This is a genomic window from Nocardioides panacis (genome assembly GCF_019039255.1).
GTDB classification, from domain to species: domain Bacteria; phylum Actinomycetota; class Actinomycetes; order Propionibacteriales; family Nocardioidaceae; genus Nocardioides_B; species Nocardioides_B panacis.
This window is the reverse complement of record NZ_CP077062.1, coordinates 479294-494557: the sequence shown is the minus strand read 5'-3', so window position 1 is coordinate 494557 and position 15264 is coordinate 479294. Positions and strand designations below refer to the sequence as shown.

General features: G+C 73.5%; 16 protein-coding genes. 2 read left to right on the top strand and 14 right to left on the bottom strand.

The features are described 5' to 3' along the window. Positions 1-22 precede the first annotated feature (22 nt). From KRR39_RS02525 to KRR39_RS02500, 7 genes are all read right to left on the bottom strand, one after another. Positions 23-787 (bottom strand): hypothetical protein, encoded by a 765-nt coding sequence (locus tag KRR39_RS02525; RefSeq protein ID WP_216940479.1) that lies wholly within the window; start codon positions 785-787, stop codon positions 23-25. Positions 788-830: 43 nt separating this feature from the next. Continuing rightward, positions 831-1457: a TMEM175 family protein gene (locus KRR39_RS02520; RefSeq protein ID WP_216940477.1), complete on the bottom strand. Its 627-nt coding sequence runs from the start codon at positions 1455-1457 to the stop codon at positions 831-833. Positions 1458-1488: 31 nt separating this feature from the next. Continuing rightward, positions 1489-2871 (bottom strand): FAD-binding oxidoreductase, encoded by a 1383-nt coding sequence (locus KRR39_RS02515; RefSeq protein WP_216940476.1) that lies wholly within the window; start codon positions 2869-2871, stop codon positions 1489-1491. A gap of 213 nt (positions 2872-3084) precedes the next feature. Next, positions 3085-3942 carry a class I SAM-dependent methyltransferase gene (locus tag KRR39_RS02510; protein ID WP_216940474.1) on the bottom strand — a complete coding sequence of 286 codons (858 nt, stop codon included), beginning with the start codon at positions 3940-3942 and terminating at the stop codon, positions 3085-3087. Between the two features lie 56 nt (positions 3943-3998). Further along, positions 3999-4130: a hypothetical protein gene (locus tag KRR39_RS25490; protein ID WP_302053539.1), complete on the bottom strand. Its 132-nt coding sequence runs from the start codon at positions 4128-4130 to the stop codon at positions 3999-4001. 90 nt (positions 4131-4220) lie between these two features. Beyond that, the gene (locus KRR39_RS02505; RefSeq protein ID WP_216940468.1) at positions 4221-4610 is read right to left on the bottom strand and encodes an ATP-binding protein; all 390 of its coding nucleotides are present in this window, start codon (positions 4608-4610) and stop codon (positions 4221-4223) included. Positions 4611-4889: 279 nt separating this feature from the next. Next, entirely contained in the window at positions 4890-6470 is a 1581-nt protein-coding gene (locus KRR39_RS02500; protein WP_216940466.1) for an APC family permease, read from the bottom strand. Between the two features lie 170 nt (positions 6471-6640). Between KRR39_RS02500 and KRR39_RS02495 the strand changes: the two genes are divergently transcribed. Beyond that, entirely contained in the window at positions 6641-7333 is a 693-nt protein-coding gene (locus tag KRR39_RS02495; protein ID WP_254185468.1) for a DUF6597 domain-containing transcriptional factor, read from the top strand. Positions 7334-7342: 9 nt separating this feature from the next. After that, positions 7343-8197 (top strand): prenyltransferase/squalene oxidase repeat-containing protein, encoded by an 855-nt coding sequence (locus KRR39_RS02490; RefSeq protein WP_216940461.1) that lies wholly within the window; start codon positions 7343-7345, stop codon positions 8195-8197. Positions 8198-8218: 21 nt separating this feature from the next. Here KRR39_RS02490 and KRR39_RS02485 read toward each other — a convergent pair whose 3' ends face one another. Genes KRR39_RS02485 through KRR39_RS02455 form a run of 7 tightly spaced genes read right to left on the bottom strand, consistent with a single transcriptional unit; the run spans position 8219 to position 15247 of the window. Then, positions 8219-8881: a 3-oxoacid CoA-transferase subunit B gene (locus KRR39_RS02485; RefSeq protein WP_216940459.1), complete on the bottom strand. Its 663-nt coding sequence runs from the start codon at positions 8879-8881 to the stop codon at positions 8219-8221. Further along, positions 8878-9546, bottom strand: a complete 669-nt coding sequence (locus KRR39_RS02480; RefSeq protein WP_216940457.1) for a 3-oxoacid CoA-transferase subunit A — start codon at positions 9544-9546, stop codon at positions 8878-8880. The genes KRR39_RS02485 and KRR39_RS02480 overlap by 4 nt, the downstream gene beginning before the upstream one ends. Continuing rightward, positions 9543-10733: a thiolase family protein gene (locus KRR39_RS02475; RefSeq protein ID WP_216940456.1), complete on the bottom strand. Its 1191-nt coding sequence runs from the start codon at positions 10731-10733 to the stop codon at positions 9543-9545. The genes KRR39_RS02480 and KRR39_RS02475 overlap by 4 nt, the downstream gene beginning before the upstream one ends. Positions 10734-10786: 53 nt before the next feature. Beyond that, positions 10787-12589 (bottom strand): sugar phosphate isomerase/epimerase and 4-hydroxyphenylpyruvate domain-containing protein, encoded by a 1803-nt coding sequence (locus KRR39_RS02470; protein WP_216940454.1) that lies wholly within the window; start codon positions 12587-12589, stop codon positions 10787-10789. Beyond that, positions 12589-13446 (bottom strand): shikimate dehydrogenase, encoded by an 858-nt coding sequence (locus KRR39_RS02465; protein ID WP_216940452.1) that lies wholly within the window; start codon positions 13444-13446, stop codon positions 12589-12591. Before KRR39_RS02465 ends, KRR39_RS02470 begins: the two co-directional genes overlap by 1 nt. After that, a complete protein-coding gene (aroQ, locus tag KRR39_RS02460; RefSeq protein WP_216940449.1) occupies positions 13443-13904 on the bottom strand; it encodes a type II 3-dehydroquinate dehydratase in 462 nt (153 codons plus the stop codon). The genes KRR39_RS02465 and aroQ overlap by 4 nt, the downstream gene beginning before the upstream one ends. After that, positions 13901-15247 carry an MFS transporter gene (locus tag KRR39_RS02455; protein WP_216940447.1) on the bottom strand — a complete coding sequence of 449 codons (1347 nt, stop codon included), beginning with the start codon at positions 15245-15247 and terminating at the stop codon, positions 13901-13903. Before KRR39_RS02455 ends, aroQ begins: the two co-directional genes overlap by 4 nt. Positions 15248-15264 lie beyond the last annotated feature (17 nt).

The window sequence follows — 15264 nt, the reverse complement described above, 5'->3', positions numbered from 1 at the left end:
GTGCGCCTGGGCCGAGGGCGGGTCAGGCGGCGAGAAGGGCGGGCGGCGGCCCGCGACGGACCAGGCTCCCGGTGAGCAGGGCCGAGGCAGGTGGACGCACCGGGCGCCACCCGCCGGCCGCCGGTCGGAGCCGGGCTCGCGGGTCCAGCGCGCCGTGGGCCAGCGCGGCCAGCACGGCCAGCGCCCGGACGCACGCGGCGAGGGGACGGCAGACGACCGCGCCGAGACCGTCGGCGGCGATCGCGAAGATCGACCAGAGGGCGCGCTCGCCACGGGCGAGCCACAGGCCCACGACCGCGGCGGCGGCCAGGTGCGCGAGGGCCATCACGGCGTGCGGTCCGGTCAGGTCGGCGAGCAGGTGCTGGACCGGGGCGGGGACGGTGAGCTGGGTCCGTGCCGCACCGGGCTGCTGGGCGTACAGCTGGTCGTAGAGCGAGCCGACGCGCCGGCCGTCGCCGGCCGGCACGTGCGCCGCCCGGACCGGCACCCGCGGCACCACGGTCCTGGCCAGCGGCGGGTCGCCCCTGTGCCCCGACATCGCGGTCAGGGCGCCGTGGATGAACGTCTGCCCGGCCATCAACAGCACGACGACCCGCAGCGTGGTGGCCCGCCGGCCGAGCAGGGCGCCGGCGGCGGACAGGCACACGGCGAAGAGCAGCAGGAACGCCGTACGCCCCGGCAGCAGACCGCCGGAGCTCACGTGCGCGACGGCACCGGACCCTGTCGCGACGGCGGCGAGCAGCGCTGCGCGACACCAGCGCAGCGCCGGTCCAGCCGTCGGTCCCATGACCACCATGATGGACCACCGGGAGCGCCGGCCGGCCACCGGTTCAGGGCCGCGGTGCCCACCCGATCCGCCGGGCCGCCCGCACGGTCGGCTCGGTGAGCAGCAGCAGGAGCAGCGGCAGGTAGTCCAGCGCCGGCACGGCGAGCGAGAGCGCCAGCGCCACCAGGAAGCCGATCGTCGTCGCCCAGGCCGGTGCCGGGTCGGGCCGCACGTCGGTGTCGCGCACGGACCGCTGCCTCCCGACCCGGTGCGCGATCAGCGCCAGGCAGGCCGAGCTCAGCGCCATCGTGCCGATGTAGAGGACCTTGGTCACGGGCTCGTGGCCCTCCCGCGTCACCAGGGCCGTCGGGAAGGGCAGGAAGACGATGGTCAGGGTCCAGAGCATCAGCAGCCGCGACACCACGTGGTCCTGGGCTATCACGGTCCTCATCAGCCGGTGCTGGGCGGACCACAAGCTCCAGATCACCACGAAGCTCAGCAGGAACGCGCCGACGTCGACCTGGTGAGCCCGCAGCAGTCCGGCGACCGAGTCGTTCTCCTGCAGCTCGGGCACCAGGTCGACCAGGGGCAGCACCAGCAGGGTGATCGCGATCGCGGCGACCGCGTCGACGAAGGTGAGCAGCCGCTCGAGGTCGCGGCTGCGCTCCCCCACTCGCCCCGTGTCGGTCACGCGGTCGGCGTACGCGACGCCCGGGTCGCCCTCAGCCGGCTGCGACCGGTGCGATGTTCTGGTTGTGCCGGAACAGGTTGCCCGGGTCGTAGCGGCGCTTGATCTCGGCCAGCCGGTCGTAGTTTCCCTTGTAGTTGGCGCGGATCCGGTCCTGGTCGTCCTCGGCCATGAAGTTGATGTAGCCGCCCTGCTCCGAGTGCGGCGCGATCGCGGCGTAGTAGTCCCGCACCCAGGCGGTGTTCGCCTCGTCGTCCTTCGCGTCCGGCCACATGCCCGCGATCACCGTGGCGAAGTTGGCGTCGCGGTAGGCGAACGCGGTCGAGTCGGGCTCCACCCGGTGGCAGGCGCCGTTGATCGGGTAGATGTGCATCGTGGAGGTCAGCTCCGGCACCTTCGAGCCGTGCTCGACGTGCGCGGCGATCGCGTCGTCGGTGAGCTCCCGCACGAAGCTGGCCTTCCAGTAGTGCCGCAGCCCCGACGGGTACAACGCGTCGAACGCACTGTTCAGGGCGGGGTAGGGCATCGGCCCCACGTGCTCCGCGACGACCGGCGCGAGGTCGCGGAACGGCTTGAGGATCTTCTCGCCCTGGTTCAGATCCCCGGCCCAGCAGGCCACGAAGAGCGCGTGCGTCTTGCCGTGCCGCTCCTCCGGGATGAACGGCAGCGGAGGCGCGATCTGGTAGGCCGGGAAGCCGCCGAAGGCTTCCGGCGCGTCGGCGATGAACTCGCGGAAGAGCCGGAAGAGGTCACCGGCCCGGTCGACCTCGAAGAACATCGGGCCGCCGTAGATGTCCTTGACCGGGCTGAGCCGGAACTCGAAGGACGTGACCACGCCGAAGTTGCCGCCGCCGCCGCGGATCGCCCAGAACAGGTCGGCGTCGTCCTTGTCGCTGGCGACGTGGAAGCTCCCGTCGCCGGTGATCACGTCGGCGCTGAGCAGGTTGTCGAGGGAGAGCCCGAGCCCGCGGGCGAGGTAGCCGATGCCACCGCCCAGCGTCAGGCCGCCGACCCCGGTGGTGGAGATGATCCCGCCGGTGGTGGCCAGCCCGAAGGGGTACGTCGCGGCGTTCAGGTCTCCCCAGGTCGCCCCGCCGGACACCCGGGCGGTGTGCGTCATCGGGTCGACCCGGATGCCGCGCATCGCCGCGAGGTCGATCACGACCCCGCCGTCGGACGTCCCGAAGCCCGGCACGCTGTGGCCGCCGCCGCGCACAGCCACGCTCAGGCCGTTGTCGCCGGCGAAGCGGACGGTCGTCATCACGTCGCCTGCGTTGACCGGCTGGACGATGACGTCCGGCCGCCTGTCGATCATCCCGTTGCGGACCATCCGGGCCTCGTCGTACTCCGGGTCGTCCGCGGTCGTCACGGTCCCCCTGACTGCCTCACGCAGGGCGGTGACTGCGGCGTTGTCCATGAGCTTCCTCCTTCGGCGGAAGTCCCGGGCGTGGGCCGACGGGCAGGCGTCGGAAGCGCGGCGTCATCTGGCGCGGCGGACGCGCGGGAGGTCTGTGTTCCTCCCGACGCTAGGCCTCCCGCGACGACCTTGGCCATGGCCCGCTCGGGGGGCGGCGGGGACCGCCCGTTCGAGCGGCCCGGGCCCCTCCCGGCCGCGGGAGGACACCACTGGTCAGCGTCCCCGGTGCGCCGTGACGAGCCAGCCGGCCGAGCCGAAGGTGACGCCCTCCGGGCCCCGATGAGCCTCGATCCGCGCCGTGAGGTCGTCGACGGCCCGGCTCCGCTCGTCGTCGTCGAGCCCCTCGAGCAGCCAGCCGGCCGCCCCGAGCAGGAACTCCAGCGTGTCCGGCACGGTGCCGCCGAACCACATCGGTGCGGAGACGCCCTGCACGTCGACGTCCTGGAAACCGGCGGCGGCGAGCCGGTCCCGGGCCAGCGACGGGTCGCCGAGCGAGAACGGGTGCGGCGCGTCCGCGGGCGGCACCGGCAGCTCCCGGCCGGCCCGCAGGGCGGTCCCGATCTCCACCATCCACTCGTTCGCGGGGAGCGGCTGCCAGACCAGCAGCACGAGCCGGCCACCGGGACGCAGGGCTCGGTGGAGGTTCGCGAAGGCCGCGGTCTTGTCCGCGAAGAACATCGCGGACGAGTGGGCGAGCGCGACGTCGAAGAACCGCGCGGCGAAGGGATGGATCTGCGCGTCGGCCTGCTCGAACGAGACGTTGGTCAGACCCTCGCGCAGCGCACTGTCCCGGGCGACGCGGAGCATCGCGGCCGACAGGTCCACCCCCAGGGCGGAACCGCCGGTCGCGAGGCGGGCCGCGTCCCGCGTGGTGCGACCGGTGCCGCACCCGACGTCGAGGACCCGCGAGTCGGGCTCGACGGCGGCCGCCGCCCAGAACGGGGGGTCGTAACGTTCCGAGGACCGTTCGAAGGTGCGGGCGTGCTCGGCCCAGAAGGCCCCTTCGTCGCCGTCCCACGCCGCGCGCTGGTCACGGTTCCCCGGATCGACCGGCAGCTGGCCCGTAGTCATGACGCCGTGATACGTCCGAGGGGGCTCACCCGTCAAGGCTCACGCGCGTCCTGCGGTCAGGTCGTCCAGATGGCCGGGCACAGGTCGCACCGGTAGACCTTGAACCGGCCGTCCGAGGGACGTCGTGGCGCGTCACTGACCAGGCGCCAGGCGTGGTCGTGGGGGCGAAGAACCTGCTGCTGGTGCATGGTCGGACTCCTGGGTCCCACTAGGACCGCTGCCCTCATTCTTCCCTGACCGGGCCGCCCGAAACGCTGGTCCCGCGTGGACGGCCGCCCTCACACCAGGTCGAACTCCGCCCAGACCGACTTCCCGCCGTCCGAGCGGGCGTTCACGCCCCAGTCCCGGCTGAGCAGGCTGACGATGCTCAGGCCGCGGCCGTTGGTGTCCAGTCCCCGTGCGGCGACCAGCACGGGCACGGTCCGGCAGCCGTCCTCGACCTCCAGCAGCAAGGTCCGTTCGAACGCCTGGAGGCACACCGTGAACGGGGTCTGCGCGTGCACCATGGCGTTGGTGGCGAGCTCGCTGACCACCAGGGTGACGTCGTCCTCGAGGCGTTCGAGCCCCTGCTCGGCGAGCCGTCGGCGCACGAAGTCACGGGCCCTGGACGCACTGACCGGCTGGATCGCGAGCCGGATGTCGTACGACCAGGCCGGGCATGCAGCCATGGCCTCCCCCTGCTGGTGGTCGGCCGCACTGCCGACACGGCCACCGTCAGTGCGGGTCCGGGCAACGACCGGCCATGTGCGATCGAGCCTACGCCCGGCTGTGCGGCTTTCTTCCGAGACCGGCGTTCTCTTCTCTCCGTCCGTCGCGGGGGTCCCGGGCAACGGTCGGGCGGCAGGCCTAGCGGCCCGGATCCTCCTCGTCGGGGCGGCGCACGTGCTTCCCCGTCACCGGGTCCACGGCCTCCTTGCCGGCGGGCAGGTTGGAGAGGTCGGGGGCGATCACGGTGCGCTCCTCGGTGTCCGGCAGCCGCACCCCTCCGGCCGGCCGCCACCGCCGACCAGCACCAGGTCGGCGGAGTGCGCCTTGGGCAGGGTGTCGCCCCGGAAGTACGCCGGGGAGACCGCCTGGTAGACGAACATCAGCACCACCCCGAGGAGCAGCGACCCGATGCCGATCAGGAACACGCCGCCGACGCCGGCGATGCTGGTGTACCCGTAGCTGGGGTCGGCGTAGGTCTTGGCCGCGATGAGGAAGAACGCGAGCAGCAGGACACCGCCGAGCAGCGGCAGCACGCCCTGCATCAGCACGTCGCGCGGCTTGCGCCACATCGTCCGGCGGTAGAACCAGGCGCAGGCGAAGCCGGTGAGCCCGTAGTAGAAGGCGATCAGCAGGCCCACCGCGGCGATGGTGTCGGCCAGGATGTTCGCGCTCAGCAGCGTCAGGCCCACGTAGAAGACGATCGAGACGCCGCCCATCCAGATGGTCGAGTCGCTCGGCGTGAGGTACGTCGGGTGGATCCGGGCGAAGCGCTCCGGGATGGCCTTGAACGCCGCCATCGAGAGGCTGGTCCGGGCGGTCGGCAGGATCGTCGTCTGGGTGGACGCCGAGGCCGAGGTCAGCACGCAGATCGCAAGCAGGTGCACCATGATCCAGCCGACCACCCCGCCGCCGAACACGTCGTGGCCCATCGCCGCGAACACGTCGTCCGCGTTGTTCACGTTGCCGAGCCCGATGCCCGTCGTACCCACTCCGGCGAAGGCGATGGTGGCGACCGAGACCAGGGCGTAGGTCAGCAGCAGCAGCACCGTGGAGATCACCGCCGCGCGGCCGGGCGTGGTGGCCGGGTCGTGGCACTCCTCGTTGGTGGCGACCGCGGTGTCCCAGCCCCAGTAGATGAACACCGCGATCAGGGTCGCCGACACGATCGCGGTCAGGCTCAGGCCGGACGGCGAGAGCCAGGCCAGGGACGGGGTGATGCTTCCGGGTGCGTCCCCGGAGTACACCTTCACCAGGGCGAACAGCGCGAACGCCACGAGGGTGGCCACCTCGACGCCGAGCAGGGCGTACTGCAGCCGCACGGAGACCTCGATGCCCCGGTAGCAGATGTAGGTCATCACCACGATCCAGACGATCCCCGCGACGGTGCTCCAGAACGTGCTCGCCGCCAGGGTGTCCAGCCCGAACAGGCTGAACGTGTACGACCCGGCGATCTGGGACAGGTTCGCCATCACGATCACGTCGGCGGCGATGATGCCCCAGCCGCCGAGCCACCCGGTGCGGGTCCCGAACGCGCGCGCTGCCCAGGTGAAGGTGGTGCCGCAGTCGGGTTCCGCCTTGTTGAGCTCGGAGTACGCGACCGCGATGAAGTACATCGGGAGGAACGCGACCACCATGATCAACGGCGCCTTGACGCCGACGATCCCGCTGCCGTTCTGGACGATGACGACGTAGCCGAGGCTGGCGGCCAGGCTGTACGCCGGGGCGGTCGAGGCGATGCCGACCACGACGCTCCCGACCAGCCCGATGGCTCCGGCCCGGAGGCCCTTGCTTTCTCGCTGGTGCTCTGAAGTCATGCTCATGCGACATCCTCCGGTCGCCGAGTCCGAGACCGTCCGGGTCAGGATAGGACCGACACGGCCCGTTTTCGAGACCCGGACGACCCGGCCCGCCCGTGCTCGGACGACCACCCCCCGTGGTCCTCGCTGATCACCGACGCCGACCGGCCGCGCTGCGTCCTAGGATCGTGGACGTGACCTACCGGGAGCTCCGCCCGCCCTCCGGGCTGGAGTCCGTGGTCGCGTGCCTCTGGCAGCACGACGCGGTCGAGGGCGCGGGCACACGCGTCGTCCCGGACGCGTGCGTCGACCTGCTGTGGCTGGGCGACCGCCTGTTCGTCGCGGGCCCCGACACCGGCCCCGTGGTCTGGGAGTCGCTGCCCGCGGTGTCCGGCATCCGCCTGCGGCCGGGCGCCGCGGGACCCGTCCTCGGGCTGCCGGCCTCCGAGGTCCGCGACCAGCTCGTGCCCTTGGCCGACCTGTGGCCGGAGGCCGGGGCCGTCACCGGCACAGCCCTCGACGACGAGGGGCGGCGGCGGTGGCTCACCGGGTCGGTGCTCCGGCACCGCGCCGACCCGGACCAGCTCGTGCGTGCAGCGGGCCGTCGGCTGGCCGTCCCCGGTGCGCGTGTCGGCCGCGTCGCCGCCGAGCTGGGCGTCAGCGAACGCCGGCTCCATCGGCGGACGGTGGCGGCGGTGGGCTACGGACCGAAGACCCTGGCCCGGGTCGTCCGGCTGCGGCGGCTCGTCGACCTGCCGGGACCGCTCGCCGCCCGCGCCGCCGAGGCCGGCTACGCGAGCCAGGCGCACATGAGCGACGAGGTACGGCGGCTCACCGGGCTCTCCGCTGTCCGATTCCTGGAAGACGCCCGGCGGACGGCGGCCTAACGTCGGGACATGGCTATCGACCTCACGGCAGCGACCCAGTTCCTCGAGTCCACCGCCCGCCTCCTGGAACGGCGTCGTGCCGCCGTGCTCCTCGACGACGGGCCGGTCGACCCGGTGCTGACGGCGTTGCGGGCCTACCAGAACCCCGACGGCGGGTTCGGGAACGCGCTCGAGCCCGACGTCCGGTGCCCCGGCAGCCAACCGGCGGCCACGCTCGCCGCGCTGGAGGTGCTCGCGGACGTGGGAGCCAGGACCGACCCGATGGTCCGGCAGGCGGCGGACTGGGTCGCCGGCATCGCCAACGGCGACGGGGGCGTGCCCACCGTGCTGCCGTCGGCCGAGGGCCACCCGCGGGCCCCGTGGATGCAGCCGAACACCGACAGCGGGTTCCTCACCTTCGCCCTGGCCGCCCGGCTCTGGCACCTCGGTGTGGAGCACCCGTGGCTGCGGCGCGGCACCGACTGGTGCTGGCGACAGGTCGAGTCGGACGAGACACCGGCGGGCTACACGGTGAAGTTCGCCCTGGAGTTCCTCGACGCCGTCCCCGAGCCCGCCCGTGCCGCGGAAGCGGTCGAGCGGCTGCGCGGTGCCCTCCGCCCGGACGGGACGGTCGGCGTCGACGGGGGCGTCGAGGACGAGAAGATCACCCCGCTCGTCCTGTCACCGCGGCCCGGGTCGCCGAGCCGGGCGGTCCTCACCGACGCCCAGGTCAGCGGCGACCTCGACCGCCTCGAGCGCGAGCAGCAGGAGGACGGCGGCTGGGACTTCGACTTCCTGCACTGGTCGCCGGGTCAGTCGGTCGAGTGGCGCGGCCTCGCCACGCTCGGCGCGCTCAGCACGCTGGGCCTGCACGGCCGGGCCTGAGCGGCCGGGCCGCCGGGCGGCTCAGAGCACGTCGAGCCGGGCTGCCAGGTCGTCGTACGTCGTGCCGAAGGTCTCCAGCACCCGCACGCCGTCCGCCCCCACCGCGAACGTCGCGACGTCGGTGTAGACCCGGTCCACGCAGCCGACGCCGGTGAGCGGGTAGCTGCAGTCGGCGACCAGCTTGGGGGTGCCGTCCTTGGCGAACAGCGTCATCATCACGAACACGCTCTTCGCCCCGATGGCGAGGTCCATCGCGCCACCCACCGCGGGGATCGCGTCGGGGGCGCCGGTGTGCCAGTTGGCCAGGTCGCCGCGCGCGGAGACCTGGAAGGCGCCGAGGACGCACACGTCGAGGTGCCCGCCGCGCATCATCGCGAAGGAGTCGGCGTGGTGGAAGTACGACGCGCCGGGCAGCTCGGTGACCGGGACCTTGCCGGCGTTCGTCAGGTCGGGGTCGACGTCGGCGCCGTGCGCGGCCGGACCCATGTGCAGCATGCCGTTCTCGGTGTGCAGCACCACGCCCGAGCCGGCCGGCAGGTGGTCGGCGACCAGGGTGGGCTGGCCGATGCCCAGGTTGACGTAGGCGCCCCGCGGGATGTCGCGGGCGACGCGCGCCGCGATCTCGTCCCGGCCGAGCGGGCCGCGGTCGAGGTGCTCGACCCTGGCGCGGGTCGAGGCGGTCACGCCGCCACCTCCTGGCCGACGACGCGGTCGACGTAGATGCCGGGGGTGACCACGACCTCCGGGTCGAGCGCGCCCACCTCGACCACCCGCGACAACTGGGCCACCGTGGTGGTCGCCGCGGCCGCCATCACCGGGCCGAAGTTCCGGGCGGTCTTGCGGTAGACGAGGTTCCCCATCCGGTCGGCGACGTGCGCGCCGATCAGCGCGACGTCGCCCTTGAGCGGGAGCTCCAGGACGTAGTGGCGGCCGTCGATCTTCCGGACCTCCTTGCCGTCGGCGAGCGGCGTGCCGACGCCGGTGGGGCAGAAGAACGCGCCGATGCCCGCGCCCGCCGCGCGCATCCGCTCGGCCAGGGTGCCCTGCGGCACCACCTCGAGCTCGATCGCGCCAGACCGGTACAGCCCGTCGAAGACCCAGGAGTCGGACTGCCGCGGGAACGAGCAGATCATCGTGCGCACGCGCTCGGCGGCGAGCAGCGCGGCCAAGCCGGTGTCGCCGTTGCCGGCGTTGTTGGACACCACGGTGAGGTCGGTGGCGCCCTGGCGGATCAGCGCGTCGATGAGCTGCACCGGCATGCCGGCCATCCCGAAGCCGCCGACCAGCACGGTCGAGCCGTCGCCGATACCCGCCACCGCCTCGTCGTACGACGGGCAGACGACCGTCACCGGGTGGCCTCCGGGTTCTCCAGCACCACCGCGAGGGCCTGACCGACGCCGATGCAGATCGCGGCCACTCCCCACCGGTCGCCGGTCTCGGCGAGCCGGGCCGCCAGCGTGCCGACGATCCGGCCGCCGGAGGCGCCGAGCGGGTGCCCGATGGCGATGGCGCCGCCCTTGGCGTTCACGATCTCGGGGTCGACCTTCCAGGCGTCGACGCAGGCCAGCGACTGCACGGCGAAGGCCTCGTTGAGCTCGACCGCGGCCACGTCCGCCCAGGTGATCCCGGCCCGGGCGAGCGCCCGGTCGGCCGCCTCGACGGGCGCGAAGCCGAACATCTGCGGCTCGAGCGCGGCCACCCCCCGCCCGGCGATCCGGGCCAGCGGCGCGCACCCGATCCGGTCGGCGGCCTGCTCGGTGCCGACGACCAGGGCGGACGCGCCGTCGTTGAGGGGCGAGGCGTTGCCGGCGGTGATGGTGCCGTCCGGCCGGAAGGACGGCTTCAACCCGGCCAGCGTCTCGGGGGTGCTGCCGGCACGGATGCTCTCGTCGCGGGCCAGCTCCACGCCCGGCACCGGGACCACCAGGTCGTCGTAGAAGCCTGCCGCCCACGCCTCGTCGGCCAGCCGGTGCGACCGCGCCGCGAACGCGTCCTGGCGCTCCCGCGAGATGGCGAACCGCTCCTGCAGCTGCTCGTTGCACTCCCCCAGCGAGACCGTCCACTCCGCCGGCATCCGCTCGTTGACCAGCCGCCAGCCCAGCGTCGTGGAGACCGCGGTGACGTTGCCGGCCGGGAACGCCCGGCTCGGCTTCGGGAGCACCCACGGGGCCCGGGTCATCGACTCGACGCCGCCGGCCAGCACGACGTCGGCGTCGCCCGACTCCACCGTCCGCGAGGCCATGATCGTGGCGTCCAGCGAGGAGCCGCACAGCCGGTTGACCGTGGTCGCCGGGACGGACACCGGCAGCCCGGCCAGCAGCACCGCCATCCGGCCGACGTTGCGGTTGTCCTCCCCGGCGCCGTTGGCGTTGCCCCACACCACGTCGCCGATCCCGGCCGGGTCGAGGGCGGGGACCTTGGCCAGCAGCCCGGTCAGCGCCGCGGCCGCGAGGTCGTCGGGGCGGACCTCGGCGAGCGCGCCGCCGAAGCGGCCGAACGGGGTCCGCGTGGCGGCGTACACGAACGAAGAAGTCATGCGGAGAGCCTCACTTGTGCGTGATGCGAACAAATATTCTCTATCCGAACATTCTAGGAGGAGGCCGGCTGCGCTGCCAACCTCACGTGCGTGTTCGCGCTGCCGTAGCCGTCGTACCCGCCGCGACGCTCGAGCAGCTCGACGTAGAAGCCGGTGGCCAGCACGTCGGTGTAGACGTGCAGCAGCTCGCCGTCGCCGGCCCGGTCGTAGAGCACACCGTGCTCACGGAGCTCGGCGACGGTCTCCTCGGGCAGGTCGAAGCGCGCCGCGAGGTCGACGTAGTAGTTGTCGGGCACCGCCATCAGCCGGACCCCGCGGCCGCGCAGCAGCCGCACCTGGGCCAGCAGGTCCTCGCAGCCGAACGCCACCTGGGTGATGCCCTCGCGGGGCTGCCGGGACCGGACGTCCTCGACGTTGATCACCAGGCGGGTGTCGCCGTGCGCGGGTCGCAGGGCCCGGCTGCGCAGCCGGCCCTGCGGCTCCCAGAACTCCTCGACCGGTGCGGGCTGGAGGTCGAAGACCGTGCGCAGGAAGCCAACCTCCTCGTTGAGCCGCTCCGCCGGTACGGCGATCCCCACGTGGTCCAGGCCGGACCAGCCGGCGTGCGGCACGTCGGCCGCCGGCACGAAGTCGCCGCGCCAGTCGTCCTCCGCGCCGGCTGCCGCGCTCACGAACACGTGCACGCCGGACGGGGAGGTGATGCCGGGGAGCCGCGCCTCGCCCGCCCCGCGGGTCCGGTCGACCGCGGGCCACAGCAGCGCCTTGGCCCGGGCGGCGACCGTCGCGACCTCGGGCGTGACCACGCCGAGGGCGTGCCACCGGCTGCCTCCGCGGGTGTCGTTGAGGACGACGCACGCGTCCCCGTTGCGCCACATCGACACCGGCTTGCTGCGGTGCTCGCCGGAGCGCACGAAGCCGAGGGACTCCAGCAACGCGGCGGGCTCGGGCGAGCCGTCGGGGTTGGCGAGCTCGACGAACGCGAGGTCGGTGCGGGTCGGCGCCGGCGGCTGCGCGGTGACGGCCGCGGCCGCCGGGTCGCGGAGCCGGGACGCGAGCTGGTCCTCGAGGAAGACCAGCGAGCGGTAGCCGTCGCGGGCGGTGAGGAACGGGTCCGCCTCCCGGACCACGTCGCTGAAGACCTCGAGCGAGACCGGTCCGCGGTAGCCCGCCTCGAGGCTGGCGGCGACCACGCCGGCGACGTCGAGGACGCCCTGGCCGGGGAAGCAGCGGAAGTGCCGGCTCCACTCGAGGAGGTCCATGCGCAGCAGCGGGCCGTCGGCGACCTGCACGAAGCCGATCCGGTCGCCGGGGACGCCGGCGAGCGCCCTGCCGTCGTCGCCGCGAGCGAGCATGTGGAAGGTGTCGACGGCCAGCGTCACCGCCGGATGGCCGGCGCGCTGCACCGCCTCCCAGGCCTGCCCGACCCGGTGGACGTGCCGTCCCCAGGCGAGCGCCTCGTAGGCGAGGGTGATCCCGTGCTCGGACGCCGCCTCCCCCAGGGCGTGCAGCTGCTCGGCGAGCAGGTCGGGGTCGTCGACCGAGGCGTCCCCGACGTGCGAGCAGGCCAGCACCACCGGTGCCCCGAGCTCGGCCGCGACCGCGAGCTTGGCCCGCACCCGGTGCAGCGTGCGCCCGAACTCCTCGGGGGCCACGCCGGCGGCGTCCCGCACCGGCTGGAACAGGTCGACGGCCAGGCCGAGGTCGGCGCAGCGGGCGGCGACCTCGCGGGGCGGCGCCGGGCAGGCGACCAGGTCGTTGTCGAAGACCTCGATGCCGTCGAACCCGGCGGCCGCGATCGCGGGCAGCTTGTCCAGCAGCCGTCCGCGGACCGACAGGGTGGCGATCCCGGTGCGCATCAGGCGGTCAGCTCCTCGAAGTGCCGGGCCATGCGGTCCGGGTCCGCCACCCGGCCGGTGAAGTACTCGAACGCCCCCACCGCCTGGTGCACGGCCATCCCGCCGCCGGGCACCACCCGGCAGCCACGGCCCCGGGCCAGCGCGACCAGCTCGGTCTCGAGCGGGAAGTAGACGACGTCGGAGACCCAGAGGTCCGGGCGCAGCAGCCGTGGGGGCACCGACGTGCCGGGGTGGCCGACCATCCCGACCGGGGTGGCGTTGACCAGCCCCTGGGCGTCCGCGAGGGCCTGCTCGAGGTCGCCGGCGACGCCGACCCGGTCGTCACCGAAGCGCTTGGCCAGCCGCACCGCGCAGGCGTCGGCCCGGTCCCGGTCGGCGTCCAGGACCGAGACGTGCACGGCGCCCTGCTCCAGCAGGCCGTAGCCGACCGCCACGCCCGCTCCGCCGGCGCCGACGAGGACCACCCGGTCCTCCACGGCGTCCGGGAGCACCCGGCGGAACGCGCGGCCGTAGCCCGACCAGTCGGTGTTGCGGCCGAGGCGCCGGCCGTCCCGGAAGACCACGGTGTTGACCGCGCCGAGGTCGGCGGCGTCCTCGGACAGCTCGTCGAGGAGCGGCACCACGGCCTGCTTGAACGGGTGGGTGACGTTGAGCCCGTCGAAGCCGAGCCGCTGAGCCCAGGTGAGCAGCGCGGGCAGGTCGTCGACCCCGAACCCCCGCTCGGTCGCGTCGAGGAGGCGGTAGGTCACCTCGAGCCCGGACTCGCGGCCCTCCCGCTCCTGCATCGCCGGCGTCAGCGAGGCGGCGATGCCCTCACCCACCAGCCCGAGCAGGTACGACGCCCGGTCGGCGCTCATGCGGGCGCCACCGCCGACCGGGTCGCCCGGGTGGCGACGTACTCCACCGCGGCGGCGTAGCCGGCGGGCCCGAGCCCGGCGACGACGGCCGCCACGACGTCGGCGAGGTAGGACCGGTGGCGGAAGTCCTCGCGGGCGTGCACGTTGGTGAGGTGCACCTCGACCACCGGCCCGGGAACGGTCACCAGCGCATCGCGCAGCGCGATCGACGTGTGGGTGTAGGCGCCGGCGTTGACCACGAAGCCGGCCGCGCTCTCCCGCAGCTCCTGCACCCAGTCCACCAGGACGCCCTCGTGGTTGGTCTGCCGCAGGTCGACGTCGCAGCCGTGCCGGTCGGCGGTGCGCCGGCACAGCTCCTCGACGTCGGCGAGCGTCTCGTGGCCGTAGAGCGCGGGCTCCCGCCGGCCGAGCAGGTTGAGGTTGGGCCCGTTGAGGACCGCGACCAGCGGCCGGCTCATGCCGGCACCTGGACCGCACGGGCGCGGGTGGTGCGGGCGCCGAGCTCGGAGGTCGGCACCAGGTGGGTGTCGCGGGGACCGGTCGCCACGGCGATCGCGGAGATCACGCAGGCACCCGAGGCCATCGCGGCCACCCGGACCCAGTTGTCGGCCTCGCCGGCCATCAGCGCACCGGCGATGGTGGGGGTGAAGCCGGCGAGCGCGAACCCGAACTGGGTGCCGATCGCCATCCCGGACAGCCGGACCTTGGTGGGGAAGTACTCCGCGTAGGTGGCCGGCCACACCGCGTTCGGCATCGAGTAGACGACACCGGCGAGCAGCACGCCGAGCACGAAGGTGAGCACCACGCTGCCGGAGGCGATCGCGGCGAGGAACGCGGTGACCAGCACGGCGCTGCCGAGCAGTCCGGTGACGAACACCGGCTTGCGGCCGACGCGGTCCGAGAGCCGGGCCCAGAACGGGATGGTCGCGATGGCGACCAGGTTGGCCACGATCGCCAGCCACAGCATCGTCGAGCTGCTGATCTGGATGCCGTAGTCCTCCGACGTCGCGAAGTTGAGCGCGAAGACCTGGAACATCGTGTTGACCATCGCGATGAACGCCGCGAAGAAGACCCGCAGGACGCCCTTCCAGTGGTGCGCGAACAGCTCGGCCAGCGGCGCCCGGGTGACCTCGGCCTCGACGACGTCGTGCTCGAAGGCGGGGGTCTCGTCGAGCCGGGTCCGGATCACCAGACCGAGCACGACCACGAGCGCGCTGGCCCAGAACGGCACCCGCCAGCCCCAGCTGAGCAGCTGGTCCTCGGGCAGGATCGCGGCGAGCGGCAGGAAGATCGCCGGGGCCAGCACCTGGCCGCCCTGGGTGCCGCTGAGCGTGAAGCTGGTGAAGAAGCCGCGCCGGTCGTCGGGCGCGTGCTCGAAGGACATCGAGTTGGCGCCGGCCTGCTCGCCCGCGGCCGAGAGGCCCTGGAGGAGCCGGAGCAGCACGAGGAGGGCGGGGGCGAGCAGCCCGACCTGGGGGTACGTCGGGAGGCAGCCGACCAGGAAGGTCGAGACACCCATGAGCAGCAGGGTGCCCACCATCACCTTCTTGCGGCCCAGCCGGTCGCCGATGTGGCCCATCACGAACGAGCCGATCGGGCGGGCGACGTACGCCACGCCGAAGGTCGCGAACGCGGCGATGGTGGCCGCGGAGTCGTTGCCCGCGGGGAAGAAGATCTTCGGGAAGACCAGCGCCGCGGCGGTGCCGTAGATCGCCAGGTCGTAGTACTCGAGGGCGCTGCCGCTCCAGGCGGCCAGCGCGGCCTTGCCGGGAGTCCGGCGCCGTTCGGTCGTGGTGTCCATGTGAGCCTCTTCCGGGA